Source organism: Marinobacter maritimus (assembly GCF_007671675.1).
In the GTDB taxonomy this organism is placed as follows: Bacteria; Pseudomonadota; Gammaproteobacteria; order Pseudomonadales; family Oleiphilaceae; genus Marinobacter; species Marinobacter maritimus.
In genome coordinates this window covers 296,435-323,032 of the sequence record NZ_VCGW01000003.1, presented here as the reverse complement: position 1 = coordinate 323,032, position 26,598 = coordinate 296,435, and the positions used below count along the sequence as shown (strand labels likewise).

The 26,598-nt window shown below is 54.6% G+C and carries 27 protein-coding genes and 1 pseudogene; 12 read left to right on the top strand and 16 right to left on the bottom strand.

Going from position 1 to position 26,598, the window contains the following annotated elements; genetic code table 11:
* Position 1 precedes the first annotated feature (1 nt).
* Both FFI90_RS13655 and FFI90_RS13650 read right to left on the bottom strand, forming a co-directional pair.
* Positions 2 to 880: a branched-chain amino acid ABC transporter permease gene (locus tag FFI90_RS13655; protein WP_144778612.1), complete on the bottom strand. Its 879-nt coding sequence runs from the start codon at positions 878 to 880 to the stop codon at positions 2 to 4.
* Positions 881 to 1,696: an ABC transporter ATP-binding protein gene (locus FFI90_RS13650; RefSeq protein ID WP_144778611.1), complete on the bottom strand. Its 816-nt coding sequence runs from the start codon at positions 1,694 to 1,696 to the stop codon at positions 881 to 883.
* A 168-nt stretch (positions 1,697 to 1,864) separates the two neighbouring features.
* Between FFI90_RS13650 and FFI90_RS13645 the strand changes: the two genes are divergently transcribed.
* Entirely contained in the window at positions 1,865 to 2,659 is a 795-nt protein-coding gene (locus FFI90_RS13645; RefSeq protein WP_144778610.1) for an enoyl-CoA hydratase/isomerase family protein, read from the top strand.
* A 119-nt stretch (positions 2,660 to 2,778) separates the two neighbouring features.
* Complete coding sequence (nfsA, locus tag FFI90_RS13640; RefSeq protein ID WP_144778609.1) at positions 2,779 to 3,516, top strand: oxygen-insensitive NADPH nitroreductase; 738 nt, start codon at positions 2,779 to 2,781, stop codon at positions 3,514 to 3,516.
* A gap of 10 nt (positions 3,517 to 3,526) precedes the next feature.
* Here nfsA and FFI90_RS13635 read toward each other — a convergent pair whose 3' ends face one another.
* Positions 3,527 to 4,282, bottom strand: coding sequence for a putative 4-mercaptohistidine N1-methyltransferase (locus FFI90_RS13635; RefSeq protein WP_144778608.1), 756 nt, complete (start codon positions 4,280 to 4,282; stop codon positions 3,527 to 3,529).
* Between the two features lie 103 nt (positions 4,283 to 4,385).
* Between FFI90_RS13635 and FFI90_RS13630 the strand changes: the two genes are divergently transcribed.
* The 6 genes from FFI90_RS13630 (at position 4,386) to FFI90_RS13605 (ending at position 9,650) form a co-directional block, all read left to right on the top strand.
* The gene (locus tag FFI90_RS13630; RefSeq protein WP_144778607.1) at positions 4,386 to 5,375 is read left to right on the top strand and encodes an LLM class flavin-dependent oxidoreductase; all 990 of its coding nucleotides are present in this window, start codon (positions 4,386 to 4,388) and stop codon (positions 5,373 to 5,375) included.
* Positions 5,376 to 5,461: 86 nt separating this feature from the next.
* Positions 5,462 to 6,013, top strand: coding sequence for a YqiA/YcfP family alpha/beta fold hydrolase (locus FFI90_RS13625; protein ID WP_144778606.1), 552 nt, complete (start codon positions 5,462 to 5,464; stop codon positions 6,011 to 6,013).
* A gap of 97 nt (positions 6,014 to 6,110) precedes the next feature.
* Complete coding sequence (locus FFI90_RS13620; RefSeq protein ID WP_144778605.1) at positions 6,111 to 7,139, top strand: TRAP transporter substrate-binding protein; 1,029 nt, start codon at positions 6,111 to 6,113, stop codon at positions 7,137 to 7,139.
* Between the two features lie 112 nt (positions 7,140 to 7,251).
* A complete protein-coding gene (locus FFI90_RS13615) occupies positions 7,252 to 7,845 on the top strand; it encodes a TRAP transporter small permease (protein ID WP_144778604.1) in 594 nt (197 codons plus the stop codon).
* A 39-nt stretch (positions 7,846 to 7,884) separates the two neighbouring features.
* Positions 7,885 to 9,171, top strand: a complete 1,287-nt coding sequence (locus tag FFI90_RS13610; protein WP_144778603.1) for a TRAP transporter large permease — start codon at positions 7,885 to 7,887, stop codon at positions 9,169 to 9,171.
* Between the two features lie 35 nt (positions 9,172 to 9,206).
* Positions 9,207 to 9,650, top strand: a complete 444-nt coding sequence (locus FFI90_RS13605) for a universal stress protein (RefSeq protein WP_144778602.1) — start codon at positions 9,207 to 9,209, stop codon at positions 9,648 to 9,650.
* On the opposite strand, the gene FFI90_RS13600 is transcribed toward FFI90_RS13605, so the two are convergent.
* The 9 genes and pseudogenes from FFI90_RS13600 to rarD all read right to left on the bottom strand — a co-directional run bounded on the left by FFI90_RS13600 (position 9,647) and on the right by rarD (position 20,116).
* On the bottom strand, positions 9,647 to 11,929 hold the full coding sequence (locus FFI90_RS13600; RefSeq protein WP_144778601.1) for a sensor domain-containing diguanylate cyclase: 2,283 nt from the start codon (positions 11,927 to 11,929) through the stop codon (positions 9,647 to 9,649). The genes FFI90_RS13605 and FFI90_RS13600 overlap by 4 nt on opposite strands.
* A gap of 152 nt (positions 11,930 to 12,081) precedes the next feature.
* On the bottom strand, positions 12,082 to 13,122 hold the full coding sequence (locus FFI90_RS13595; RefSeq protein ID WP_144778600.1) for an extracellular solute-binding protein: 1,041 nt from the start codon (positions 13,120 to 13,122) through the stop codon (positions 12,082 to 12,084).
* Complete coding sequence (gene potC, locus FFI90_RS13590; protein WP_186318001.1) at positions 13,119 to 13,886, bottom strand: spermidine/putrescine ABC transporter permease PotC; 768 nt, start codon at positions 13,884 to 13,886, stop codon at positions 13,119 to 13,121. The genes FFI90_RS13595 and potC overlap by 4 nt, the downstream gene beginning before the upstream one ends.
* Positions 13,886 to 14,746 (bottom strand): spermidine/putrescine ABC transporter permease PotB, encoded by an 861-nt coding sequence (gene potB / locus FFI90_RS13585; protein ID WP_144778598.1) that lies wholly within the window; start codon positions 14,744 to 14,746, stop codon positions 13,886 to 13,888. Before potB ends, potC begins: the two co-directional genes overlap by 1 nt.
* The gene (gene potA, locus FFI90_RS13580; RefSeq protein WP_144778597.1) at positions 14,730 to 15,866 is read right to left on the bottom strand and encodes a spermidine/putrescine ABC transporter ATP-binding protein PotA; all 1,137 of its coding nucleotides are present in this window, start codon (positions 15,864 to 15,866) and stop codon (positions 14,730 to 14,732) included. The genes potB and potA overlap by 17 nt, the downstream gene beginning before the upstream one ends.
* Positions 15,867 to 16,066: 200 nt before the next feature.
* Entirely contained in the window at positions 16,067 to 17,113 is a 1,047-nt protein-coding gene (locus tag FFI90_RS13575; protein WP_425463107.1) for a TRAP transporter substrate-binding protein, read from the bottom strand.
* Positions 17,114 to 17,266: 153 nt separating this feature from the next.
* On the bottom strand, positions 17,267 to 18,943 hold the full coding sequence (locus FFI90_RS13570; RefSeq protein WP_144778596.1) for a methyl-accepting chemotaxis protein: 1,677 nt from the start codon (positions 18,941 to 18,943) through the stop codon (positions 17,267 to 17,269).
* Positions 18,944 to 19,013: 70 nt separating this feature from the next.
* A complete protein-coding gene (locus FFI90_RS13565; protein WP_144778595.1) occupies positions 19,014 to 19,232 on the bottom strand; it encodes a DUF3565 domain-containing protein in 219 nt (72 codons plus the stop codon).
* A pseudogene (rarD, locus tag FFI90_RS13560) lies at positions 19,229 to 20,116 on the bottom strand (EamA family transporter RarD). The gene FFI90_RS13565 and the pseudogene rarD overlap by 4 nt, the downstream one beginning before the upstream one ends.
* A gap of 112 nt (positions 20,117 to 20,228) precedes the next feature.
* Here rarD and FFI90_RS13555 point away from each other — a divergent pair.
* Positions 20,229 to 20,609: a rhodanese-like domain-containing protein gene (locus FFI90_RS13555; protein WP_144778594.1), complete on the top strand. Its 381-nt coding sequence runs from the start codon at positions 20,229 to 20,231 to the stop codon at positions 20,607 to 20,609.
* Positions 20,610 to 20,668: 59 nt separating this feature from the next.
* On the opposite strand, the gene FFI90_RS13550 is transcribed toward FFI90_RS13555, so the two are convergent.
* The 3 genes from FFI90_RS13550 to FFI90_RS13540 form a co-directional block, all read right to left on the bottom strand.
* The gene (locus FFI90_RS13550) at positions 20,669 to 21,094 is read right to left on the bottom strand and encodes a hotdog fold thioesterase (RefSeq protein WP_144778593.1); all 426 of its coding nucleotides are present in this window, start codon (positions 21,092 to 21,094) and stop codon (positions 20,669 to 20,671) included.
* A 44-nt stretch (positions 21,095 to 21,138) separates the two neighbouring features.
* The gene (locus FFI90_RS13545) at positions 21,139 to 21,936 is read right to left on the bottom strand and encodes a substrate-binding periplasmic protein (RefSeq protein ID WP_144778592.1); all 798 of its coding nucleotides are present in this window, start codon (positions 21,934 to 21,936) and stop codon (positions 21,139 to 21,141) included.
* A 109-nt stretch (positions 21,937 to 22,045) separates the two neighbouring features.
* Complete coding sequence (locus FFI90_RS13540; protein ID WP_144778591.1) at positions 22,046 to 22,798, bottom strand: substrate-binding periplasmic protein; 753 nt, start codon at positions 22,796 to 22,798, stop codon at positions 22,046 to 22,048.
* Positions 22,799 to 23,015: 217 nt separating this feature from the next.
* Between FFI90_RS13540 and FFI90_RS13535 the strand changes: the two genes are divergently transcribed.
* The 3 genes from FFI90_RS13535 (at position 23,016) to FFI90_RS13525 (ending at position 25,611) form a co-directional block, all read left to right on the top strand.
* Positions 23,016 to 23,699, top strand: a complete 684-nt coding sequence (locus FFI90_RS13535) for a type 1 glutamine amidotransferase domain-containing protein (RefSeq protein WP_144778590.1) — start codon at positions 23,016 to 23,018, stop codon at positions 23,697 to 23,699.
* Positions 23,700 to 23,839: 140 nt separating this feature from the next.
* On the top strand, positions 23,840 to 24,568 hold the full coding sequence (locus tag FFI90_RS13530) for a flagellar motor protein MotA (protein ID WP_144778589.1): 729 nt from the start codon (positions 23,840 to 23,842) through the stop codon (positions 24,566 to 24,568).
* A complete protein-coding gene (locus FFI90_RS13525; protein ID WP_144778588.1) occupies positions 24,565 to 25,611 on the top strand; it encodes a peptidoglycan -binding protein in 1,047 nt (348 codons plus the stop codon). The genes FFI90_RS13530 and FFI90_RS13525 overlap by 4 nt, the downstream gene beginning before the upstream one ends.
* Here FFI90_RS13525 and FFI90_RS13520 read toward each other — a convergent pair.
* A complete protein-coding gene (locus tag FFI90_RS13520; RefSeq protein ID WP_246123586.1) occupies positions 25,608 to 26,552 on the bottom strand; it encodes a ketopantoate reductase family protein in 945 nt (314 codons plus the stop codon). The genes FFI90_RS13525 and FFI90_RS13520 overlap by 4 nt on opposite strands.
* Positions 26,553 to 26,598: the final 46 nt, after the last annotated feature.

Below are 26,598 nucleotides of genomic sequence, written 5' to 3'. Positions count from 1 at the left end.
CTTACACTCGCTCTATTTCGTGGGTGCCAAAAAGGCCATAGGGGCGGAAAACAAGAATGACTGCCAGCACCGCAAATGTAGCGGGCATACGGTACTCGCCGCCCAGATAAGCGCCTGCCACCGTTTCCAGCCAGCCGATAAAAACCCCGGCAATCAATGCACCGACGATACTGTCGAGCCCACCGACAATCACGACCACCAGAACACTCAGGCCGATAGCACCGAACTGCGGGCTTAGCCCACCGGTTGCTGCCACCAGAACGCCCGCAAGCGACGCCGCAAGAGAGCCAAACACCCAGGCCAGATTGAAGACCCGGCGCACGTTAATGCCCATGGAATAAGCGGCCGCCTGATCGGAAGCGGTTGCCCGAAGTGCCACACCACCACGGGAAAAACGAAAGTACAGCAGATAAACGATGAGCATTGCCGCGCCAATAAGGAAGCCATAGGCAATCTTGGGCGCCAGGTACATCTCGCCTATGAAAACCGGCTTGCGGGGGAGAAAGCCCGGTAGAAGCTGCGGATCAGCGCCCCATATCATTTCGACCACCCCCACCAGAATGCTGGCGATGCCGATAGTGACCATAACCACGGAAATGGATGATTCTCCCAGCATTGGGCGAATCATTACTTTTTCAATCACGCCACCAAGCACGCTTCCACCAAGCACCGCCAGCGGAAGCGCTACCCAGGGCGACATTTCCATGCCGCCGGCAAAGGCCAGAAACAGATAGGCCGCGAACATCATGATTTCGCCGATGGCGAAGTTGATGACCCGAGTGGCTTTGTAAATGATCACGAAACCCAGCCCGATCAGGGCATAGAGACCACCCATAGCCAGGCCCGCAAGACTGATTTCCCCGAAAAATAACCAGTCCATTCAGGCCACCTCGCGGTCGGGATTAAGCTTCTTGCGCAGGCTTTCCATGTCGCTGGTGCCCAGATACGCTTCGATAACCTGCTGGTTGTTCTGCATCTCTGCTGGCTGGCCCTCCGCAATCACCTGACCAAAGTTGAGCACGGCGATGTGGTCGGAAATATCCATGACCATACCCATGTCATGCTCCACCATCAGCACCGTTACGCCCCACTCTTCCCGGATGTCCAGAATAAACCGGGCCATATCTTCTTTTTCTTCCCGGTTCATCCCGGCGACCGGCTCATCCAGCATCAGCACCTTCGGCCGCATGGCCAGGGCGCGGGCCAGCTCCACCCGTTTCTGCAAGCCATAGGACAGGCTGGCAACCGGCTGGCGTCGTATGTGGTCAATCTCCAGAAAATCGATGATATGGCGCTCCACTTCCTGGCGCACCGCCATTTCCTCGCGGCGTGCCGCACCAAAATACGCCAGTGAACCCAGCAGGCCGCTTTTCATGTGTACGTGGGCGCCCAACTTGATGTTGTCGAGTACGGTCATGCCACGGAACAAAGCGATGTTCTGGAAGGTGCGCGCAAGGCCCAGGGCGGCGCGGGCCGGCGGTTTTATTCCTGTGAGCGCCTTACCCTGATAGCTGATGGTTCCCTGCTGGGGTTTGTAGAAACCGGAGATGCAGTTAAAAAGTGATGTCTTGCCGGCGCCGTTCGGGCCGATCACTGTGGTTACGGTGTTTTCAGGCACCCGGAAGCTCACATCCTGGAGCGCCTTCACGCCACCGAACGAGAGAGAAAGATGACTAATTTCGAGGATACTGGACATTATTCCCCGCATATCCGCAGATTATGGTTATTGTTGTTTACGTATACGTCAGGTTAGTTTCCTGATCACGATTTAAAGTAGCCTATTCCCGTCACAAAAACCAAGACACTCTGTTCTATAGTTAGCTAAACAGGTACCCGAATACTCTCAGCGACGGAATTCACAACCATGACAGAAAGCCCCTTAATCTCGATGTTCGATGAACAAACCGGCGTAGCCACCCTGACATTCAACCGCCCCGACGTCCTCAATGCCATCAATACGACGATGGCCGAAGCGTTTCTGGAGGCTGTTAAGGGCTTGAACGAACAACCGGGATTGCGTTGCATCGTAATAACAGGCGCCGGCAAGGCTTTCATGGCCGGTGGCGACGTCGCCAGCATGGCTGGCACGCCGGAACACACTCTGACATTTATCAACAGCCTGCTCGTGCCGCTCAACGAAGCGATCCTTCTTTTGAGAAGCTTGGACGCCCCGATCATTGCCGGCGTGAAGGGCGCGGCGGCGGGCGCCGGGCTGAGCCTGGCCTTGGTGGCGGACCTCATCGTAGCGGAGGAAAACGCAAAATTCCTCATTGCCTATAACGGGATAGGCGCTGTGCCGGACTGCGGCGGCACCTGGTTTCTGCCACGTAAGATAGGCACGGCACGCGCAACGGAAATGATGCTGCTTGGCCGCCACCTCACAGCAATTGAAGCAGAACAATTAGGTTTGGTGACCGAGGTAGCATCGAAAGGAGCGTTTGGTGAGGTTCTGGCAGCCACCGTCAATCAGGTCTCCACTGGGCCGACCCGGGCATTTGGCGCATTCCGCCGCCTGGTGGATGAGGCCAGTGGCCGATCCCTCGAAATCCACCTGGAGGCAGAGCGACAGTCGTTTGTGAAGGCCAGCAAAACCGCCGATTTCGCAGAAGGCGTCTCGGCGTTTCTCGCCAAGCGACCAGCTGCTTTTTCCGGCCAGTAGCGCCGGGGAAGAGCATTTCGGCGCAATTTCTGACTTTGCAGCTTGCCCACAAACACCCTACCCTCCATTTTTTCAAAACATTCGCATGCTATCTGCACGCCCACCGATGACGAGGAACCATGAACCCAACCATCGAACTGCTGAACTCTCACCGCTCCATCCGGAAATTCACAGAGCAGAAGATTCCCCGCGAGCTATTCGGGGAACTCATCCGTGCCGGCCAGAGTGCGGCCACATCCAGTCACGTTCAGGCCTATTCCGTGATTCACGTGGTGAATCCTGAAAACAGAAAGAAAATCGCAGCGTTGGCCGGGCGGCAAAACTACATTGCCGAATGCTCGGATTTCCTGGTGTTCTGTGCCGATATGAAGCGTCCCACAGAAGCGGCACAAAGGGCTGGTGCAGAAGTGGTTCACGGTATGACCGAGCAGTTGGTGATAGCCAGTGTCGACACCGCACTGATGGCTCAAAATGTTGCCATTGCCGCTGAATCCGAAGGCTTGGGGATTTGCTACATCGGAGGCATTCGGAATAATCCTGCCGAAATCAGCGAAATTCTTCGCCTGCCTGAGCACGTTTACCCGGTGTTCGGCATGTGCCTTGGATACCCTGACCAGGACCCTGAGGTAAAACCCCGACTGCCACCAGAGGCCATTCTCAAGGAAGACTATTACCAGGACGAACAGGATGAGGCTCAGGTAGTGGGCTTCGACGAGACTATGAAAAAGTACTACCTGGAGCGCACTGGCGGCAACAAGGACACCAATTGGTCAGAGCAACTGAAGCCCCTGTTCACCAGCAAACTACGGCCGCATATGAAAGACTTTCTGGAGAAAAAGGGCTTCAAAATGCGGTGAACCGCTGAGATCAAGAGCTGATTTTCTGCCACACGGTCAGCTCGGAAAAACTGTACTGAAACTTGTTACGTGTTTCCCGGATCACAAAAGGCAGGCTTCTGGCCCCGAGTAGCAAGTTGAAGTGAGGTGCCAGCATGTCGTGCAGCCCGTCGAGGGTGGTGTAATCCTCTCCATCTTTCTGGAAGCCGCCCACCCATTTATCCCTCGGCGTGTAGTCTTCCAGCCAGGTGTAAGGGGAGGCAATCAACAAAAGGCCGTCGTCATTTAATCGATCATGAATGCGGGTCAGGAAGAGTGCAGGATCGTAAAGCCGGTCGATGAGGTTGCCAGCAAGCACAAGGTCATAGCCGGTGAATTCCGGCTTGAGGTCGCACGCGTCCCCTTGATGAAATGCCACCCGCTCGGCGGTATCTTCAAGGCCGAGTGACGCTAACGAACGTTCCTGGTAGCTTACCAGAGCACCCTCTTCGGGGCGGGCGTAGCGAACCATCTTGTCCCGGGCCATTACATGACACTGCTCTACAAACCTGTTGGAAAAATCGATGCCGTCCACGTGTGAAAAAACCCGTGCCAGCTCAAAACTGGTGCGTCCACAGGCACAGCCTATGTCCAAAGCGCGCCCTGGTGTTCGGCCGTCCATCGCATCAATCGCCACTCTGGCCAGACCACGGGGAAAGTTCGCTTCGCCGTGCCACTGTTCACCAAAGTGAAACTCCAGATACTGGGCCAGCGTGGTGTCGTCTTCATAATAGGCGCTTTGCTGCACAATGGTGTCCTTCCTGATTATTGACGTCGCCCTGGTTTCGACACGCCTCACGCATTCTGAAACGGCTTGAGGCATCGCAGGCTTCAGATGTTATCCTAGCACCATGAGCAACTATCCTGACTACTCACTGCTGGAACTCGCTTCGGTTCGCGAAGGTGATTCCGTAGGTACTACCCTTAAAAACAGTGTGGCTTATGCCCAGCATGCCGAAAAGCTCGGTTTCAAGCGATTCTGGTTGGCAGAGCACCACAACATGGAGGGCATCAGCAGCTCCGCCACTTCAGTGCTGATCGGCCACATTGCCGGTAAGACCCAAACCATCCGGGTTGGTTCCGGAGGCGTCATGCTACCCAACCACCCGCCGTTGGTCATCGCTGAGCAGTTCGGCACCCTGGAAAGCCTTTACCCGGGCCGCATTGATCTGGGCCTTGGGCGGGCGCCGGGCACCGACCCGATAACCGCTCGCGCGCTGCGCAGGGATGGATTGGGTGCAGAGCAGTTCCCGGAAGACGTGGCACGGCTGCAGTCCCTTCTTGGGCCTCTGAAGCCTGGCCAGGCGGTGAAGGCCATCCCCGGGGCTGGCACCAACGTGCCCGTCTGGCTCCTGGGTTCAAGCCTCTACAGCGCCCAGCTAGCCGCCATGCGGGGCCTCCCCTATGCCTTTGCCGGACACTTCGCCCCGCGCCTGTACCGGGAAGCGCTGAAAGTGTATCGGGACAACTTCCAGCCTTCAGAACAACTGCAGCAGCCTTACACCATTCTTGCGGTCCCCGCCGTGCCTGCGGATACCATGGAAGAAGCAAAATACCTGGCAACCACCAGTTACCAACGCATCCTTGCACTTTTCAGAGGGCAACCTCTCTGGATGAAGGCGCCGGTCGAGTCCATGGATGGTTTATGGAATGCTGGTGAGCAGGCCGGAGTAAAGGATTTTCTGGGGCTCCAGCTACTCGGCGATGCCATAGACATCCGGAAACAGCTTGATGAATTGCTGGCCAGCGTAACGGTGGACGAGGTGATGTTCACCTTGGACATCCACGACCCGGAAAAGCGCCGCCATGCATTGGACATTCTTGAGGAAACCCGGACCTGAGCATCTTCACGGCGCGGGCCCGAAACTGGAGAAACGGAAGACGCCGGCCCGTCAGGCTGAGAAACCGGGTTTTGGGAAACTGACCTATGGCAGAACTGACCACCATTCATATTTTTCTTTCACATGGGCTGGAAAGCGGTCCTGGCAGCACCAAAATCCAGGCCTTGAAAATTCTGGCAGAGACCTTCGATAAGGTTCAGGCCCACGCCATTGATCACCGGAGCAGCAAAGACCCTGCGGTTCGCCTCACCCAGATGCAGAATGCGATTGAGGCCAGCGGCGCACATCCGGAAAACATCATTCTCGCTGGCTCCAGCATGGGTGGCTGGGTGTGCGCACAAACCAGCGCGCAGATGCCGGTTCTCGGATGCTTTCTTCTGGCGCCAGCGTTGGCGATGCCGGCCTACCCTCAATCCAGCCCTCGAATCCAGGCCAGGCATGTGCAGATCATCCACGGCTGGGATGACGACGTTGTGCCCCCGCTGCCGGTTTTGAAACTGGCCCGGCAGCAGGCGCTCCCCGCTCTGATGCTGCCCGACGGCCACCGCCTCGGAGATAGCCTTGAGCGGGTCACAGAAGAGTTTCGGATGTTTCTCTCAAGAGCAGGTATCCACAAAACACGCACAGGTCAAAAATAAACCAAATAGGCCAATTTCTTGCGTAAGTCGACAAGTTTTGCCAGTCTTTAATAATGTAACAATTGATATCTGTACAAAAACGAACGGAGAAAACCCGATGAGCAGCATGAGTAAATTCAAAAAACTGGCCGGAATTTCAGCGTTCGCTTTCGCGGCAATGACCGCAGCTAACTCCGTGAATGCCGCCAACTGGCGTTATGCACACGAAGAGTATGAAGGCGACGTACAGGATGTATACGCATACAAATTCAAGGAATACATCGAGGATAATTCCGACCACACCTTGCAGGTGTATCGTTTTGGTGAACTCGGTGAATCCGATGACATCATGGAACAGACTCAGGCGGGGATCCTGAATTTTGTAAACCAGTCGCCCGGTTTCACTGGTGCCCTGATTCCCGAAGCCCAGATTTTCTTCATTCCTTACCTGATGCCTACCGACATGAACACGGTCATCGAGTTTTTCCGTGAGAGTAAGGCCATCAATGAAGATTTCCCGAAGCTCTACGCAGAGAAAGGTCTGGAGCTTCTGCAAATGTATCCCGAAGGTGAGTTCGTTATCACGCTGGATGAGCCTGTCACGACGCCTGAAGAGCTGAAGAACAAAAAGATCCGGGTTATGACCAACCCACTGTTGTCGGAAACCTACTCTGCGTTCGGCGCGACCCCGACACCACTGCCCTGGGGTGAAGTTTACGGTGCACTGCAGACCAACATGATTAACGGGCAGGAAAACCCGATCTTCTGGATCGAGTCCGGTGGCCTGTATGAAGTATCGCCTAACCTGATCTTCACGGGTCACGGCTGGTTTACGACTGCGGCAATGGCTAACAAGAATTTTTACGACGGCCTGCCAGATAAGGACAAGAAGCTGATCCAGGATGCCGCCGATTATGCCTTCGAAGAGATCATCACTCACATCGACGGCCTGGCCGATGAGGCGCTCGCGAAAATCCAGAAGAGCAGCGACGAGGTCACCGTTACTCGCCTGAACGATGAGCAGATCAAGGCCTTCAAGGAAAGAGCTCCGCAGGTTGAGAAAAAGTTCATTGAAATGGCCGGTCAGGGTGGCAAGGACCTGCTGAACCAGTTCAAGAAAGACCTGGAAGAAGTACAGAACGACTGATTCCGCACTTCTTTCTGTCCGCCGGCGCCCGCCGGCGGACTTTTTGATGAACCAACCCGCCCCGCCAAAACTTAGTGTCCGGTAGGGAGCGACATGATGTGGAGCCGACTACATGTCCGAGAATTCCCCGGAGATAGACGACGATACCGGCACTTTCAAGTCTGGGCTGCCCGGATTTCTGGGGGTCATTGACGGATGGATAGCCAACGCTGAAGCAGTCATTCTGGCCGCAGGCATCATCCTCATGGCCATCAATACCTGTGTTAACGTTGTTGCGCGATTTGTATTTGGAGAGGGTTTCTTCTTCTCCGGCGAAATAAACCGCATCCTGATTATTCTCGTGACCTTTGCCGGCATCGGCTACGCGGCGCGCTACGGTCGACACATTCGGATGTCGGCTGTTTACGACGCACTCCCGCCCAAGGGTCGTAAGATACTGATGATCATCATCGCCCTTTTCACCTCCGCGGTAATGTTCTTCCTGTGCTATCACTCTTACGGCTACATCGAGACTTTGTATAGCCGTGGTCGCATTTTGCCTGCGCTGGGCTTTGAAATCTGGTGGATTTACATCTGGGCGCCTGTGGGCTTTGCTGTGACCGGCATTCAGTACCTCCTTACCGCCATCAAGAACTTCACCAGTGACGATGTTTACCTCTCCACCGGGGTGATTGACGGATACGCTGATTCTGAATCGGAAGTCTGATCCGGTTTCAGACCGGACACGATAAAAAAGGGCACACCTATGGCAACAATTCTAATGATCATCATGATCGGGCTGCTGCTCCTCGGCTTCCCTATGATGATTCCACTGACGACTGCCGCCGTCGTTGGCTTTGTGATGATGTTCGACGGCTTTGGCCAGATGGGAACATTCATTCAGCAGATGATGGGGGGCATCCGGCCCGCCTCGCTCATCGCTGTGCCCATGTTCATTCTCGCTGCTGACATAATGACACGCGGCCAATCAGCAGACAGACTGATCAACATGGTTATGGCCTTTATCGGCCACATAAAAGGCGGGCTGGCGATCAGTACCGCCACCTCTTGCACACTCTTTGGCGCAGTGTCCGGTTCCACCCAGGCAACGGTTGTTGCCGTTGGCTCACCCCTACGCCCGAAAATGCTCAAGGCCGGCTATTCCGATTCGTTTACTTTGGCATTGATTATCAACGCCAGTGACATTGCCTTCCTGATCCCCCCCAGTATCGGCATGATCATTTACGGGGTTATCTCCCAAACGTCGATTGCGGAGCTGTTCATCGCAGGCATTGGACCGGGCCTGCTGATCCTGTTCATGTTCTCGCTTTACTGCCTGTTCTATGCCTACAAAAACAAGGTGCCTACCGAACCCAAAGCGACCTGGCGCCAGCGGGCTTTCTCTGTCCGCGATGCCATCTGGCCGTTGTTTTTCCCGGTTATCATTGTGGGTGGCATTTACGGGGGTATTTTCAGCCCGACTGAAGCGGCAGCCGTGTGCGTGCTTTATGCCTTCCTGCTGGAATTCATCGTCTTTCGCTCCCTCAAGCTGGCGGAAATCTACAAAATTGCCAAGTCCACCGGCCTGATCACCGCAGTCGTTTTCATTCTGGTAGCAGTGGGGAACGGATTCTCGTGGATCATCTCCTTCGCCCAGATTCCACAGGCAATACTGGAGTCCGTAGGCGTTAACGAAGCCGGCCCCGTAGGCGTGCTTATTGCTATCTGCGTGTCGTTCTTTATCGCCTGTATGTTTGTCGACCCCATCGTCGTGATTCTGGTACTGACGCCTATTTTTGCTCCCGCCATTCAAGCAACAGGCCTGGATCCGGTCCTGGTGGGCGTGCTCATTACCTTGCAGGTGGCGATCGGTTCGGCAACACCGCCGTTTGGCTGCGACATTTTTACGGCGATTGCGATATTCAAACGGCCTTATCTGGAAGTTATCCGAGGCACACCGCCCTTTATCATTATGCTGGTCGCAGCTGCTGCCCTGATCATTACCTTTCCGCAGATTGCCTTGTTCCTGCGTGATCTTGCCTTTGCAGACTGACGAACGTCCGGTTCTGGATGTTTAAGGAGAAAACAATGTTCAAAAGGATACTGGTGGCGGTGGACGGTTCCAAAACCTCCCTCGGGGCTCTTGATAAGGCCATCAAGCTGCAAAAGCTCCTGCCGGAGGCAGAGATCTACATTCTCTGCGTGTACAAGCACCACAGCTTGTTTGAGGCATCGCTTTCCATTGGACGGCCCTCGGACATGGACATTCCAGACAAGGTGCTTTCGGAATACGCAAAAGAGGTGGTCAACCACGCCAAAGAGCTGGCAAAGGAACAGGGAGCAACCAGGGTTCGCGGCTTTGTAAAAGCCGGGCGCCCATCGAAGGTTATTGTTAAGTTTGCCAAGGACAAGGAAGCGGATCTGCTCGTGGTGGGAACCCGGGGTACCCATAGCGACAAGGACGGTATGTTTCTCGGCAGTGTTTCACACCGCGTGGCTGCGCACGCCAAATGCCCGGTTCTTGTAGTCTAGCCTGCGGTCCGGGGCTTTGAATAAACCTCGACGTTGTCACGGCCTCTGGTTTTTGCCCGATACAGATTTGTATCTGCAAGCTTCAACAACTGCCCAAGCTCGTCTGTACTGTCTGGCCAGTTAGCGACCCCAATCGATACCGTCAGGCATCCCAGACTATTGCCCTCAAATATTACTGGCTCCTTCCGCGTTGCCTCGCGCAGCTCCTCGGCACGTTCCGTGGCGTCTGAAGTACGGGAGCCTGGAAGAATAACAACAAACTCCTCACCCCCGTAACGACAGACGATATCGCTGCCGCGGAAGCGTGATTTCAACAGAGCAGCAAAAGCCTGCAAAGCCGAATCACCTGCCTCGTGACCATGGGTGTCGTTAAAACGCTTGAAGTGGTCGATATCCAATAACAAAAGCGAAAGTGGTGAGCCTTTGCGCAAGGCCACGGATGTTTCGTGCTCAAATAGCTGATCAAAATATCGGCGGTTTTTCAGGCCAGTGAGGGCATCTTCGTATGAGAATCGCTGCAGGTCTTCCCTTAAAGATATACCCGAAAGCGTAATCCCAATGCGCTCTGCCGCCAGATTGATAGACGACATTAGCCGCCCGGCTCCATAGGCGGTATACCCCGAACTGCTGATGCTGCCTCCCTCGAGCAGTAAAAGGCCTTCGAGTACGGCGCCGTGGCTGGCAAATTCAATATTGATCGGAAAGCACACCAACCCACGCTGCCAACTTTTTCCGACAGCCTCAGCATCCTCCACAGCCCCCGCAGTCAGACGAATTGGGGTGGGCAGGCTATCAAGCGCCGTAACAACTTGTGCCAACCCCGGATGCTCATCGCCATACCCCCAATGCACCAGACGCCCATAGGCGCCGCTCGCCGTTCGTCGGTATATCATGCCTTTAAGGGGGCTGCTGAGCCTTGGCATTGCTTCAGCGAGTAGCTGAAATGCTTCCGTCAGGCTTACGCAGGCCTGCAATTCCGCAATCACCTCCGAAAATATCTGGCTCTTTTCATTTTCAAATGCCAGCAAACCCGCTCTGGCCTGCTCCCGCTGCAAAAGCGTTTCGGCTTTTTCCGTACGTTCGGCCACCTGTTGCTCCAGGGTAACAGTCAAGTCCTGCAGGGCCTTTTGGGTTAACGCATAATGCCTCAGCGAAATGATAACGACCGCGAGAACAAAGAACAGCAAACCCAGGCTGACCGGCACCTGAGCCCAGGGCAGAAAACCGTGAGCCACCGCCATATCGGCGACGAGCAGAGCGCTGAAAACGCCGCATGCCAGCACGAGGATCTGCTGCTCACCCGAGAGTGAGCCCAAGCGGGGTAAGGTCAACATCCCCATCAAAGTCAACGTAAGCAGGAGCAGGGCATCAAAAGGCGGAAAAGTGGATGAGAGGTCCACGACACCCATCAATGCCAGGCCCAAAGCACCAGCCACATAACACAAGTGCAGTTTCCAGATCAGACTGATGGATCTGGATGGCCGGTCCTCCAGCCATTGATCCAGCATAAGACCCAGTGCCACGGGCAGCAGGAAGTAACTTCCGGCCGCAAGGTAATCCCATAACAACGCGTGGTTGGCAATCAACAGGTTGGCCTGGCTCTCGGCCACCAACATGACAGATGAGGCCAACGCAAACAGGCCAATGCTGGAAAAGGTCTTCCGACCGCCCTGAAACAACGAGAAAATCAGTGCAAGCACAGCTACCAGTAGTGAAAAGGCAGCAACGAGAAGAGCTTCGAGTGAGTTTTTGAGTATATAGAGAACGAGTTCCGAGTGATCCATGATACTTACCTCGCCCCAGAGACCTATATCCGTGTAGTCAGAATACACACGGAAGTAGAGCGGCTGGTTCCGATAGCCATCAGGGAGTGCAATCTCATGCCACGGCCAGCCTTCAAACCTGCCACGCCCATCTTCATCAAACGTGCCGTACTGATAAATCTTCTCGCCATCCAGCCAGACCTGGGTTATCAGGTCGACGCTTAAAATGTAAAGAACAGGGCTCTGCCAGTCACCGGCCGGCAATGTTACCCTGAACCATACTTGGTCCCGACCGTTGCGCCCGGGGGGGTTTGAGGGAAAATCAATGGCGTGCCACTGCTCGGACTGCCGTGCAGCAGCCCAATCGGGCGCGCCATCAGCATCAAAAGGTAAATCGCCCCACCTATATTCCCAGCCTTCGGTCACGGGTTGCGGTGCCGCTGCAGAAACAACAGGCCCAAAACTGCACAGAACGCCAAGCACGATAATCAGGCTTCTCAAAAAAGGTCCGGACATTAGCGCTGCAATCCTGCCATTGAGGGCTATGATGGAAGTATAAGGCACCCGGGGCATTACGTGTACAAATCAAGGACAGTAAACCGCCTTCCTCAGTGCGGAGCTGCAAGGCCAGGAAGTGACCCTGCAGTCTCAACGCCTGCGCTCGGGTTTTACAAGCCGGACTTCAGTTTTTCCCAGTACTTGGCATATACCTGCAGCACATCGTCCCCAATATCTGCCTGAAACTCTGCGTTAATCATGTCTTCCGGCGTGGGATAACTGGAGCGATCACCTGCAACCTCATCCGTCAGCAATTCCCGCGCTGACAACACAGGTGTGGCGTAACCAATGTCTTCGCTTATCAGCGCTGCAATGTCCGGCTGCAACACAAAGCTGATGAACTTGTGGGCCGCCTCCGGGTTTTTTGCATTCTTGGGAATTACAAAGCTGTCCAGCCAGGCGATAATGCCCTCTTTCGGATACACATACTCCAGCGATTCCAGGCTATCCCTACCCATAACGGCTTCACCGTTCCAGATCATGCCCACATCGGCCTCCCCCTCAAGGAACGGCATGCGCGGCGCGTCCGAGTTAAACGTACGTACAGAAGGCATCAACTCCAGAAGTTTTTCGTAAGCTTCTTCAATCTGCTGCGGATCGGTGCTGTTACCTGAGTAACCCAGCACTCGCAGGCCCATGTGGAAAACTTCGCGCATATCATTGGTCAGAATGACCCGGCCTTTGAAGCGCTCATCCCAGAGATCTTCCCAGGCAGTGACCGGCTCTCCCTCAATATCAGCGGTATCGACACCAATACCCGTTGTGCCCCAAAGGTAAGGCACGCTGTACTGATTGTCCGGATCAATATCCAGGCCGGTGAGTTCAGAATCAAGCTGCTCAAAGCCGCTGATTTTGCTTCGATCAATGGGCAGTAACAGCCCTTCGTTGCGCATTTTACTCACGTAGTAGGTCGACGGCACCGCGAGATCATAAGCGGCGCTCTCGTCCAGCAGTTTGAGCCGGGCGTACATGGCTTCGTTGCTGTCGTAGGTGGTGTAGACTACCTTGATGCCGGTCTCATCCTCGAAACGGGTCAACACTTCCTGCGGCATGTACTCAGACCAGTTATACAGGTTCAGTACCTGCGGATCGTCAGAACTGCAGCCCGTCAGGCCCAGTGCCAGCAAGCCGGCCAGCGCGAGTTTCTTCATTGTTTGCTCCTTGAAAGAATCCATTGCGACACCATTAGCATCACCAGTGAGAACACCAGCAACAAAGTGCCCAGTGCGTTTACTTCGGGCTTAAGCCCCACACGCACCATGGAATAGATGCGCAGAGGGAGAATTTCGTAACTCGGGCCGCTCACGAAAGTGCTGACCACAACATCGTCCATGGAGAGCGTGAAGCCCAGCAGCCAACCGGCCATCAACGCCGGCATAATGACCGGGATCAGCACCGTACGGGTCATGGTGAAATCGCTGGCGCCCAGATCCCGCGCAGCTTCCGGCAGGCGCTCATCAAACCCGGCAAGCCTGGCCATCACGGTAATCACCACGAACGGCAAACAGAAAGTCACATGGGCCAGCAACAAGGATACGTACCCGAGTTTCAGGCCCAGCAACAGGAACAGCCCGAGCAACGAAATCGCCAGCACGATTTCCGGCGACATCATGACCACAAACAACATGCCGTTAAGTACTCTCTTGCCACGAAAACGATAGCGGTGCAGCGCCAGTGCTGTCAGAGCACCTATGAGTGTGGACACAGTGGCCGCCGTAAGCGCCAACCACAAGGAATTCCACATGGCCTGCACCATGGCGTGGTTATTGAACAGCGACTCGTACCAGCGCAGGCTGAGACCTCCCCAGTTGTAGCCGGTGCGGGAGTCATTAAAGGAGAACACCATCAGCACCACTATCGGCACGTACAGCAGCAAGTAAACCAGAGCAAGATAACTACGGGAAAGCCAGCCCATCACGCCCCCTCCTCGCCCAAACGGCGCTTACTCAACCGATGCGCAAACAGCAGCAACGCCATGGTGAGGGTCAATACGATGCTGGCGGCCGCGCCAAACGGCCAGTTGCGGGCATCCAGAAACTGGTTTTTGATCACGTTGCCCACCAGCAGATTGCGCGAACCACCCAGAATGTCTGGCACGAAAAACAATCCCATGGCGGGCAACAATACCAGCATGACACCCGCCAGCACGCCCGGCAGTGTCAGCGGTACGATGATATTTTTAAACGTAGCGAAACGCCCCGCGCCCAGATCGTGAGACGCAAGCAGGACATCCTGTCTTAAATCTTCAAATACTGAGTACAGGGGCAGAATCATGAACGGCAGCAGCAGGTAAACCAGGCCAACAATCACGGCACCTTCGGTGTACAGAAGCTGCGCCGGTTCATCGATTACGCCCAAAGACATGAGCGCGCTGTTCAACAACCCGTTCGTCGCCAGAATCAACTTCAAGGCGTAGGTGCGCACCAGTGAGTTCGTCCAGAACGGCACAATCAACAGGAAAATCAGCAACATCTGCCGACGCTTCTCCACCCGCGACAGTGCCCAGGCAAACGGATAACCGATCAACAGGCAGATCAGCGTGGTCAGGACTGCCATGTAAAGTGAGTGAAGAAACACATCCAGATACAAAGGATTGAACAGTTGCCTGTAGGCATCGAAGTTCAATGGCAATGAAATAAACGTGGATGGGTCACGCGTCATCACGCTGGCACCCACAACCAGCATGTTGGGCGCAAGCACAAGGAACAGCAGCCACCCCCACACCAGCACCAGAACCGCCGCTCTGAACGGCTGCTGCTTAATGCTCTGCATCATCAGCAGCCAGCTCCTCTTCGTCGGTCAACGGCTCATTGCCCTCTTCCGCCAACAACCATTCCCAGCCGTCTACCCAACTCACCCGCACCCGCTCGCCAATGCTGTAATCAAATGTCGGGTCGTCCTCATCAAAGAACTCGCTGGCCATTACATGGCTGCCGTCCTCCAATTCGATAACCGAGTCCAGCGTACTGCCTTTGTAGTTGCGTTCTACGATCTTGCCTGCGACACCTTCGGTATCATCCGGTGCAAGTACCCGGATATCTTCCGGGCGCAGCAGAACGTGCAGTGGCTGATTCATCACAACACGGAACGACGGCTTGCTCAGCTCCCGCCTCAGGCCAAATACATCCACACTGATGCGCTCACCCTCTATTCTGGTAACACGGCCAGGGAAAAAATTAGTCTGGCCCACAAAGCGCGCAGTGAACACGTTCGCCGGGCGCTCATAGACCTCCCTGGGTGTGCCAAGCTGCTGGATACAGCCATCTTTGAGCACCACAATGCGATCAGACATGGATAGTGCTTCTTCCTGATCGTGGGTCACGAAAACGAAAGTGATACCAAGCTCCCGTTGCAGGCGTTTGAGCTCTACCTGCATGGTGCGGCGCAGCTTGTAGTCCAGCGCTGAAAGGGGCTCATCCAGTAACAGCATCTTGGGTCGTTTGACCACTGCCCGGGCAATCGCAACCCGTTGCTGCTGACCACCGGAAAGCTGGTGCGGCTTGCGCCCGGCAAAGTCCTCCAGCTGAACCATGGCCAAGGCTTCTTCAACACGCTCACGTATTTCGGCTTTTGGCCGTTTCTCCATTTTCAGGCCATAGGCCACATTGTCGAAAACCGACATGTGAGGAAACAACGCGTAATTCTGGAAAACCGTATTCAGCGGGCGGTGTTCTGGCAGGGTTTGTGTGATATCAGCATCGGACAGCGTAACGGTACCCCGGTCCGGGAGCTCAAAACCCGCCATCATGCGTAAAAGGGTCGTTTTACCACAGCCGGAGGGCCCAAGAAGTGTAATGAACTCACCATCGTCAATCGTGAGGCTAAGTTCATCCAGTACCGCCTTGCCGTCAAACTGCTTGCTAATACCGCTCAGCGATAGGAGTGTTTTAGTCATCAGCCCTGCCCAAATAATAAGCGGCGTATTTTTTCAGAAAGAGCGCAGCATAAAAAGGTTAGTGTCGGTTTTTTACACGACAATTTTTATCCGGTGGTTTACCCGAGGTGTCCGGCGTGAGGAAAGTGGTGCCTCTAAGGGGGGCGTTCTTTCACAAAAACGCCCCGGCTGCCGAAGCGGCCGGGGCCTGTTCAAAGGTTTTATTGGCCAGCGACGCTGTCCAGGTAGGCCTTATCTGAAATATTGGTCCACTGGCGAACCTGCTTCAGGTAATCAAAGTGGGAGTTGATAATTTCCTTGGCTAGCTCGTCTTTTTCGGCTGCTTCTGCCAGCAATTTATCAGTTGCCTCACGCATCGCTTCAATAACTTCTGGCGGGAACGTCTTGTGCGTCACGTTCGGATAGTCTTCTTTCATGCGATCCCAGGCTACACCACTCTCGTGGGTGGTCTGGATATACATGTCATAAGCGGCTGTGCGCATGGCAATCCGCAGAATTGCCTGCAGGTCTTTCGGCAGCTTGTCCCAGCTTTTCTGGTTGATCAGAAACTGAACTTCTGCACCTGGTTCCTGCCAGCCTGAGTAGTAGTATTTCGCGATCTGGTGGAAGCCCATGGGGAAATCAAGGGCAGGGCCCACCCATTCAACAGCATCAACAGTGCCACGCTCAAGCGCTGTGTATAGCTCGCCGGGGGGCAGGTTGGTCACTGCCACGCCAAGCTCGGCCATAACTTCACCCGCAAACCCGGGGGTACGCATTTTCAGGCCTTTGAGATCCTCTACCGAGTTGATCTCCTTGTTGAACCAACCGCCCATCTGGTTACCGGTATTACCTCCCGGAAAAGAAAGCAGTCCATATGGCTCATAGACCTTCTGCATCAACTCCATGCCTTTATCGTGGTAGAACCAGGCATACATTTCCGGGGCAATCAGGCCAAACGGTATTGTGGTGAAGTACATCGCATTGGGAATTGTGCCCTTATAGTAATAAGAGGCTGTGTGACCCATGTCATACTGCCCATTGCGCACCAGATCAAAAATCCCAAAAGGCGCTTTATGCTTGTTGGCGCTGTCAATGCGGATCTTCAGGCGGCCACCAGACATCTCTTCGGCCATCTGGGCCATGTGCTCGGTGGTTTCACCGAGAATGGGAGAGTTCGGCCCCCAGGTTTGTGCAAGGCGAAGGGTAAAGCTTTCCTGAGCCATGCCGAGCGAACTGACGGAGAACAACAGCGTCACCGCTGCCATTCTGAACAGGCGAGTCATCATTGTTAGCACCACTTGTCGTGTTGTTATGTTATATCTTTATCGCGAAAGCGCCCATAATCTTAGCCCGTGATGGTGCCCAGCGCCAAGAGTTGTTCCTCCCGGCGCCGGCGCACCATCCCCACGAGGCCATGCTCAGACTTTGAATTGGCTCACGAGATCCCGCAAGCTCTCGCCCAACCGGGCCAGCTCGTGGCTGGCTTCATTGGTTTGCGCTACACCAGTATCACTGCGCTGCGCTGCGCCCACTATACGAACCACGTTCTGATTGATTTCTTCCGCCACCTGACTTTGCTGCTCGGCTGCCGTCGCGATCTGAGTAACCTGATCGTGAATTTGCCCGATCGATTTCTCAATGGTCACCAGAGCGTTCGTCGCGTGGTTGATGCGTTCCACCGTTTCCGACGACCGATCCCGGGATCGGTTCATGCGCTCGACAGCGGAGCGCGACTCGCTCACGAACCCGTCGATCATTTCACGAATCTGATCTGCAGATTCGGCGCTGCGTCTTGCGAGCTGGCGCACTTCGTCTGCGACCACTGAAAAACCGCGACCGTGGTCGCCGGCACGGGCAGCCTCTATTGCTGCGTTCAGTGCGAGCAGGTTGGTCTGCTCGGTGACAGCTTGTATAACACCAAGAACCTGGTGGATATCGTCTGATTTTTCAGCCAGCGCATTGATACTGAGGGCGCTATCCTGAATCTCCTCAGACAGCTTGTTTACCGCGCCCTGAGCACTGGCAATGGTTTCACCGCCCTCTCGTGCCATGCGATCCGCATCGGATGCGGCGCCTTCCACTTCGCTGGCGTTACCGGAAATCTGCTGGATGGTCGCGGCCATCTCATTAATCGCTGAGGCAATCTGGTCGGTTTCCGACCCCTGCTCCTGCACCGATGCGTGTGTCTCAGCGGCAACACGGCTTAACTCTTCCGCCGCGGAGGCCACTTGCTCTGTCGTGGCACCCACCTCCCGGATCGTCGTCTGTATCTTGATAACGAAAGCGTTAAAACGACGTCCCAGCTCAGAAAGCTCATCTCTGCCGTCTTCCGGCAAGCGCTGACGCAAATCGCCTTCGCCATCCGCGATTTCCTGCATCATACCGCTGACGATCTTCAGTGGCGTCGTTACCGTCCGGCCAACAAACACACCGATTATCAATGAAACAACCACAACGATAACGGTGACCAACAGGATAAAGCCCAGGGTCGAAACAATGTTATCCTCAATCTCGACACGCGCTGCGGCGACCTTCTTGTCGATATCAGTAATGTAGACTCCGGCTCCGATCATCCAGTCCCAACCGGGGATAATTGTGGAATAGGATACCTTGGGTTCTTCATTGCCGGAGGCCGGGTTCAGCCAGTCATAGCCGTAGTAGCCTCCGGATTCCCCCGCATCAAAAAGGTCCCCGACCAGCCGTTTGAGTGTGGGATTATTGCTCGGGCCTTCTTTGGAAGGATCTGGGGCATAAGCCAGGTTGTATACATCACGCCGGTAAGCAAACACGTAGTTTGTTTTTTCAAATCGGATAGAGCGCAAACGCGACGCCGCAGCTGCCTTGGCTTCGTCTTCGGACAGTGCAGGATTGTTTTTGGCCTCCAGCACTACTGCTTTTGCAGCGTCGACCAGGTTCTTTAACCCAGTTTTCCGGGCCTCCAGCAAGCTGGACTCAAGGCGCTTTAATTCTGCCTCTCCATTCGCCTGTATCTGACTCACAGAAATCCAGGCGACAGTGGCAGCTGTAATCAGCACCGGTATAAGCACGGCCAGGAGCAAGCGAGTTCGTATGCGCAGGTTGTTCAAGACATTCATTACGGCAGATCCTCGGAAAGGCGTTGTCTCAAGATATTAACGACAAAATCCGGAATACCTTGAATAAAAACTATGTATTTCCCTGCACAAAATCGGGAGCCGCGCCCTCGTCGCACTTTCGGCAAGCAAGCTCAAAGCCAAGCATGGAGCGCCTCCCCTCTTCGGTGATCACCCAGGGTCGGTTCACCCACGGCGGATTATGACGTACATGCTGGTTATGACCACAGGCCAGTCGTGCGACCCAGTGGTCTTCTTCATCTTTGTGGTATCCGGTTATCGGCTGCTTCAAGGTAATGACCTGGATCGCCCGGCCCAGGCCGACCAGGAATAGATCCCCAATGCTGTCCATATCATGATAAAACTCGTCAGTTTTTCTGTACTGAGCGGTTCACTGAACACCACTAACGCGATCAGGAACTGGATAGTGGGATTTATATACATGAGAAACCCGACCGTCGACAGGCGCAACCTGCGAGCTGCCCCGGCAAAGGCCAGCAGAGGAATCGCCGTCACTGCCCCGCTCGAAAACAGCAAAAACATGGTCCGCGTATCCTCCGAGAAGTGAGAAGCTCCGGCGTATTTCAGAATCGATAGCGCCAGGATGGCCACTGGCAACAAAAGCAGCGTTTCCACGAAGAGGCCAGAGAGCCCGTCAAGAGCAACCTGCTTGCGGAGTAATCCGTAGGTTCCGAAACTGAACGCAAGAGCCAGCGTTATCCGAGGGACGACACCAAGCAGAAGCAGCTGATAAAGAATCGCGATGGTCGCCAGGGCTACCGCCACAACCTGTAATCGGGAAATACTCTCCTTGAGCACCAGCATGCCCAGCCCAACGTTCACCAGGGGCGTCAAGAAGTAGCCAAGACTGGCTTGTAGCACCTGCCGGGTTTCAACAGCATAAATGTACACGCCCCAGTTCACAGCAATAAGCACAGCACAACCGAGAACAAACCCGAGCTTTTTCGGCTGAGCCAACGCTGCTCTCACTGGCTGCCAGCGCTTCATGGACGTCACAAAAACGGCGAGTAAAACGCAGGACCAGACTACCCGATGGGCGACTATCTCCTAGGCGGGCACACCTTCAAATAATGCGAAGTACAGCGGGAAGCAACCCCACATGGTGTAGGCGAACAGGCCGTAAAAGACGCCTTTGCGGGCTTCCTGCGCACCCATAAAAATAGCTTCCTCATGGCATCGTGGCACCGAATTTAACACACCTGGCAGGTGACGCGCTCGGGCAATATGACTTAACCTGACGACACACTCATCGCACGGAGAGTCCGCCATGAAAACAGCTCACGATTTTGTCGCCGAAGCCAAACAGCATATAGAGGAAATCTCCCTGAACGAAGCCAACGAGGCTATTCAGGCTGCGGATCTGTTGTTAGACGTTCGTGACGGAGACGAATACCGGCAGAGCCACATCCCCCAAGCCACCAACATTTCCCGGGGCCTGCTGGAATTCAAGTTCAGCAATGATCCTGAGTTGGCCAACCGGGACATGAAAATTGTGGTTTACTGCAAAAACTCGGGCAGAGCAGCATTAAGCGCCAAGGCTTTGCAGGACATGGGTTACCTGTATGTACAATCGATTGAGGGCGGGTTTGATGCCTGGCAGGAAGCCGGCAAACCTATTGCCAAGCCGGAGCTGCCATCGTTCGACTAATCGTTGCTATACTATACAAGTAGTCCCGACTAACTGACGCAAATGACTGCCTATAGCGCCTAAGGCCGTCGTGTCACCGCCATCGTCAGGCGGGAGATACAGGTCGTTTTGCCTTCCTCATTTTCCATGCGGATTTCCCACACCTGAGTCGCACTGCCAATATGGATGGGCCTGGCCGTTCCATAAACCCAGCCTTGGGTGGCAGGGCGAATGTGGTTGGCGTTGATTTCGAGCCCCACAGCAACGGTATTCGGATCTTTCAGGCAACAGTTGGCGGCCATGCTGCCTAACGTCTCGGCCAGCACTACCGATGCCCCGCCATGAAGGATGCCGAACGGCTGAACCGTGCGCTCATCGACCGGTATGCGGCCTGTCACGTAATCATCACCAATCTCGGTGTACTCAATACCCATGTGGCTGACTGCAGTGTTAGCGCTGGCCTTAGCGAGGTACTCAAGGTCCGGTTTGCGGGTCCAGATTGCCATGCTGACAAGAACTCTCTGACGGGTTTAAAAAAAGCTCCCAACAGCTACTGAGGCTGCGAGAACATGTAGCGGGTCGTGTATTCACTGATAATTTCATCCATGCGCCCTGAAAGAGTCAGTATATACAGGAGATCTGCAATGCGCTCACGGAATTCAAACGTGTTGCATGGCGAGTTCTTGAAAAACGTGAAGAAAAGCCCTTCGTTGCTGACGGGCACGTCCAGAGATAAAAATTCTTCTGCCAGCCCAATACGCTGGAGTTTTACCTGACCCTGCAAGCGCTCATACAAAACGTAATCCACTCGCCCGGCCAAGGCCATCTCAAACGATTGTTCAATAGTTCTGACCCCCATAATCTCCAGATTTTTTGCCGCATAGCGATCAAAGCCTTGCCCAAAACTGTTGTTGATTAGCGTGCCTCCCTGTTTTCCAACCAGATCGGGCCAGTGTCGATACTCAAACACCCGATCTTTGGGCACCCAGACGGCGGTCGGAAGATGGATAAAAGGCGGCAACAGATAATCCATATACCGGATACGCTCTGATGTGATGAAAGCACCGGCAATCATATCAAGCTCACCCACCCTTGCCAGGCGCTGGACGCGTGCCCAAGAGCCGAGATTCCGAACCTGGAGCTCCACACCCATAGTTTCAAGAATTTCCTGCAGCAAAGCCGTTGCAGCACCCGTAAGCTGCCCCGAATTTCCAGGAGCCTCCCATAGCAGTGGCGGGTACTCCGGATTGCCGCTCACCGTGAGTGTTTTACACAGAGGCTCCGCCACTCCGGATCTACAGAACACAATAACGACTATCAGCAAAGGGGCGAGCAAGCTGACAGTCATATACCGTGTTTTCCTGAAAGCTGAAAAACGAGCGATCATCCTGGTTCCCGGAACGGAGAAGCGTGTATTTCGGCCAAGTAAGCTAAAAGGACCGGACTACCTTGCGGGTTCATCGGGCGTACTGATCCATATACTTCACTATCAGATCTTCGTATATACCCTCAGATTCTATCAGCTTGAGCGCAGCGCGTATGTCGTCTGAATATTCCAGCACCGGCGACGTTTTGGCAACTGCGATCCAGGAACGCTCACCGGGCATGTAAAATGGAGACACGTTGACCGGCAGGCCAAGCTCACGAACCGAATACATCCCTATAAGTTCCGGGGCAACAACAACATCCACCCTGCCTTTTTCCATCATAAGCACCAGGTTTTCATACCGCGGGGCGGCTTCTTTACGCAGCTGCTCATCGTTATCAAACCGCGTGAAGTAACTGGAACCCTCCAGTACCCCAATGGTTTTCCCGTAAAGATCCGCATAACGTTCAATACGGTTGGCGTCGTTATGATACAAAAACAGTCTGCGCTCCGGCGGAAAGGCCGGCGCAACAAACGCCATCAGTTCATCTCTCTCCGACGTCTTCAGGGCGCCAAGCATGACATCTACCTCGCCCTGCTGAATCAATTTCAGGACCCGCCGGAAAGGAGCTTCACGATAATGGGTGTTCCAGCCCAGCCGATCCGTGATTTCCTTGAAAATTTCTACGTAGAGGCCTGAGGGTGGCCCGCCTTCAATAATTCGATAAGGCGGAGCATGATTGGCGCCCACCGTAACTGTGAGGGCACGAACGGTTTCGGTGCCTTGCTGAGCACTCACGGCAAGAGACATCGCCACCAGCAAGACGGCAGTCAGTGCTCGCATTATTTATCACCTCTCAACAAGCATTCCCTCGCCCTCTCTAATCAATCTATCGAAAGCAACCTGTATGCAGTATAGACGCTCTCAGATCTGTGACCGCTTCGGTTACGTAAACAGACGCATATTCCAATGGTTGAATTATCGGATTAGCAGCACCAGAGAAGGTAACAAGTCTGGTAAAACAGGTGACTTTTACTACTCAACGAAAAGGACGCGCACTATGAACATTCTCATGGTTCTGACTTCCCACGACCAGATGGGCGACACTGGCCATAAAACCGGCTTTTGGCTGGAAGAATTCACTGCGCCCTATTATGTATTCCGCGACGCAGGTGCAAATATCACCATCGCATCACCTAAAGGCGGCAAGCCACCAGTTGACCCCAACAGCGAAGCCGACGAAGCGCTCACAGACACTACCCGCCGTTTTCAGGAGGATGCACACGCCAAAGAATCGCTCGCCAGCACGAAAAAACTCAGCGATGTCGATATGAACGGGTTTGATGCGGTCTTCTACCCGGGTGGCCATGGCCCTATGTGGGACTTGGTGAACGATGAAAAATCTGTCGCTCTGATCAAAGCCGCTTACGAGCAAGGCAAAGTTATCGGCGCCGTCTGCCACGCACCCGCTGTTTTTAAAAATGTCGAGATCAAACCGGGGCAGAACCTGGTTGGTGGTCGCCAAGTCACCGGCTTCAGCAACAGCGAAGAGGAAGCAGTTGGTCTCGCATCAATCGTACCTTTTCTGCTCGAAGACATGCTGAAGGAAAATACCGCAACCTACTCCAAGGGTGACGACTGGGCTCCACACATTGTTGTGGATGGCAAGCTGATTACTGGTCAAAACCCGGCCTCATCCGAAGGCGCGGCCAAAGCGATGGTTCAGGCGCTGCAGCAAGGCTGAAATCTGGATGAATAACCCCCGGCGCGGCGGTTTGTCCCGCCGGGGAACGCTCTGTCATATATTCTTCCGCCAATTAAGCCCCAAGTTCCGCCAGTCTGTGCTAACGTTTTGAAGAACATCTCAAAAGGCTGGCTTTTTTCATGAGTAATCCAAAACACACCCTTTTCTGGATGACCTTTTTTCTGGCGGTTGTTGTTGTCGTCGGCGTGTTGGTCCACAAGCCCTTGGCCACCGCATTTATGGCGAACTGGGTCTTCAACCTGTTAATTGTTGGCGTTCTGATTGTCGGCATCGGCCTCACCTATCGCCAGGTATTCGTGTTGTTCCCTGAGCTGCGCTGGATTGCCCAGTTCCGCACCGGCCATTCAGGCCTGTCAGTGTTGGAAGAACCCCGCTTGCTCAAGCCACTGGCCCGGCAGCTGGGTGAAGAGTCGAAGCGTGACCGTTTCACGCTCTCGACCATGTCCCTCCGAACGGTTCTGGATGGCATTCACTCCCGGATGGACGAGCAGCGTGAAATCACACGCTACTTTATCAATCTATTGGTTTTTCTTGGCCTTCTCGGCACCTTCTGGGGGTTGTTGGGCACCATCAATGCCGTTGGCGAGGTCATTACCAACCTGGATATGGGCCAGGGCGACTTCGGCAAGGTATTTGCGGATCTTCAGACGGGGTTGCTGACGCCCTTGCAGGGCATGGGGACGGCATTCAGTTCGTCACTGCTCGGCCTTGGTGGCTCACTGATTCTGGGCTTTCTTGATATCCAGGCCGGCCATGCCCAGAACCGTTTCTACGATGGGCTGGAAGAATGGCTGACCGGCGTGACCAACTTGTTGGACCCATTTACCAGCAATGAACACCAGCCATGATCGGATCCAGACGCCGGAGCCGAAGCACCACCAACGTCTGGCCGGGGTACGTAGACGCGCTCTCCGCCCTGCTCATGCTGGTGATTTTCATGCTGCTGATTTACGTGGTCAGCCAGCTTTTTCTGTCTCAGACGCTGTCTGACCGCAACTCTGAGCTGGCTCGATTAAACCAGCGACTGAATGAGATATCTCAGTTATTGGGGCTGGAACAGAGCAAAACAGAAGCTCTGGAGCAACAAATGCTCACCGTTCAGAGCAACTTCAGCGACAGCCTGGCCCAGAACGAAGACCTGCAGGATCGGCTGAATGCCTCCCGCAACCAGTTGATGCAACTAACCGCCGACGCCGAAGCGCGGACTGAAAGACTCGCGAACATGAACCAGGAGCTGGATGACAAGGACGAGCTTTCTGCCAGCCAGCAGAACATGATCCTGCGGCTTTCCAATCAGATTGCATCACTCCAGAACCAACTGCGACAGATAACCGCTGCGCTGAAACTGCAAAAAGAGATGACCGTCGACAAGGAAGACGAACTGGAAAATGTCAGCCGACGCCTCAACACACTGCTGGCAGAGCGCATCAACCAACTGGAGCAGTATCAGTCCGAATTTTTCTCACGGTTGCGGAACATTCTGGCCGCCAATGAAAATATCCGCATTGTCGGCGACCGCTTCCTGCTGCCATCCGAACTGCTGTTCGCCTCCGGCTCAGCCCAGTTGGGCGACGCAGGCAAGCGCGAGCTCGACAAGCTGGCCGGCGTGTTGCTCGATGTCGTTAAAACAATCCCCGACGACCTGGACTGGATTCTGCGCATTGACGGCCATACCGACCTGATCCCGATCAACACCCCCCAGTTCCCTTCCAACTGGGAACTATCAACCGCCCGGGCGGTAGCAGTAGTCCGCTATCTTGCGAACCAGAACGTGCCACAAAACCGGATGGTCGCTGCAGGATTTGGCGAGTTCTTTCCCGTTGCAGAGGGCACAACACCCGAGGCACTGCAGAAAAACCGGCGTATCGAAATCAAGCTGACGGACCGCTAGCCCAGGCCATGTTCAAGAAGAGCATTCACAGTAGCGGTGTAAGGTGCATCGATACCAAGCTCTCTGGAACGACGAAGCACCGCCCCTGCAATACTGTCCAATTCCAGGGGGCGGCCTTTTTCCTTATCAACCAGCATCGATGTTTTGATCGCATTAAAGCTGCTGATCAGCCCGAACATCTCGTCGACATCCGCCTTGCCAAGCTCCAGGCCGTCAGCCTTTGCCGCGGCGGCTGTCTCCGCCATCATGCCATACACAATCCGGCTGAATTGCGGGTGTCGGGTCAGGCTCTGCGTGTCCAGCCCAGTGAGGGCAGAAATCGGGTTGACGCCGTTGTTGATCACCAACTTGCGCCAGAGCTCGTAGCGAATATCATCTGAAACCGTCGTAGGAATGCCAGCCTGCTCAAAAGCGTTTTGCAGGATTTCCAGAAGCGGGCGACGGGCGTGCTGCTCATCCGGAACACAGGGCCACTCACCCATAACAATCTGGGCAACACCTTCTGCCTCAACCACACCTGGCTCAACGATATGGCCACCGATGCGAACCGCTAACCCGCCCAGAACACGGCTTTCGCCAAGCACCTGCGCGATCATGGGCTCGTTGTCCACACCATTTTGCAACGACAAAACCGGCACATCACTTTGCGCCAGCCAGGGGCCAAGCTCATCCAGCACCGCTTCTGTCGCGGTGGATTTGAGAGCAATGGCAATGACATCGAAATCGCAGGGCTGGTAGTTTTTTATCAGTGCAGCATGATCAACGGCCGGGATGTGGCATTTTATCAGCCGCCCTTCATAGTGAACCTCTAGGCCCTTTGTCTGCAGGGCAGTGAGGTGCGCGCCACGAGCCGTAAGAACAACCCGGTGGCCCGCCTCAGCCAGCCGCGCACCGTAATAGCCGCCAATACCCCCTGCGCCGATCATGAGTATGCTGAGCATGGTATACAGGCCTCTTTATGCAATTTCTTCAATCATCCGGTTTAAG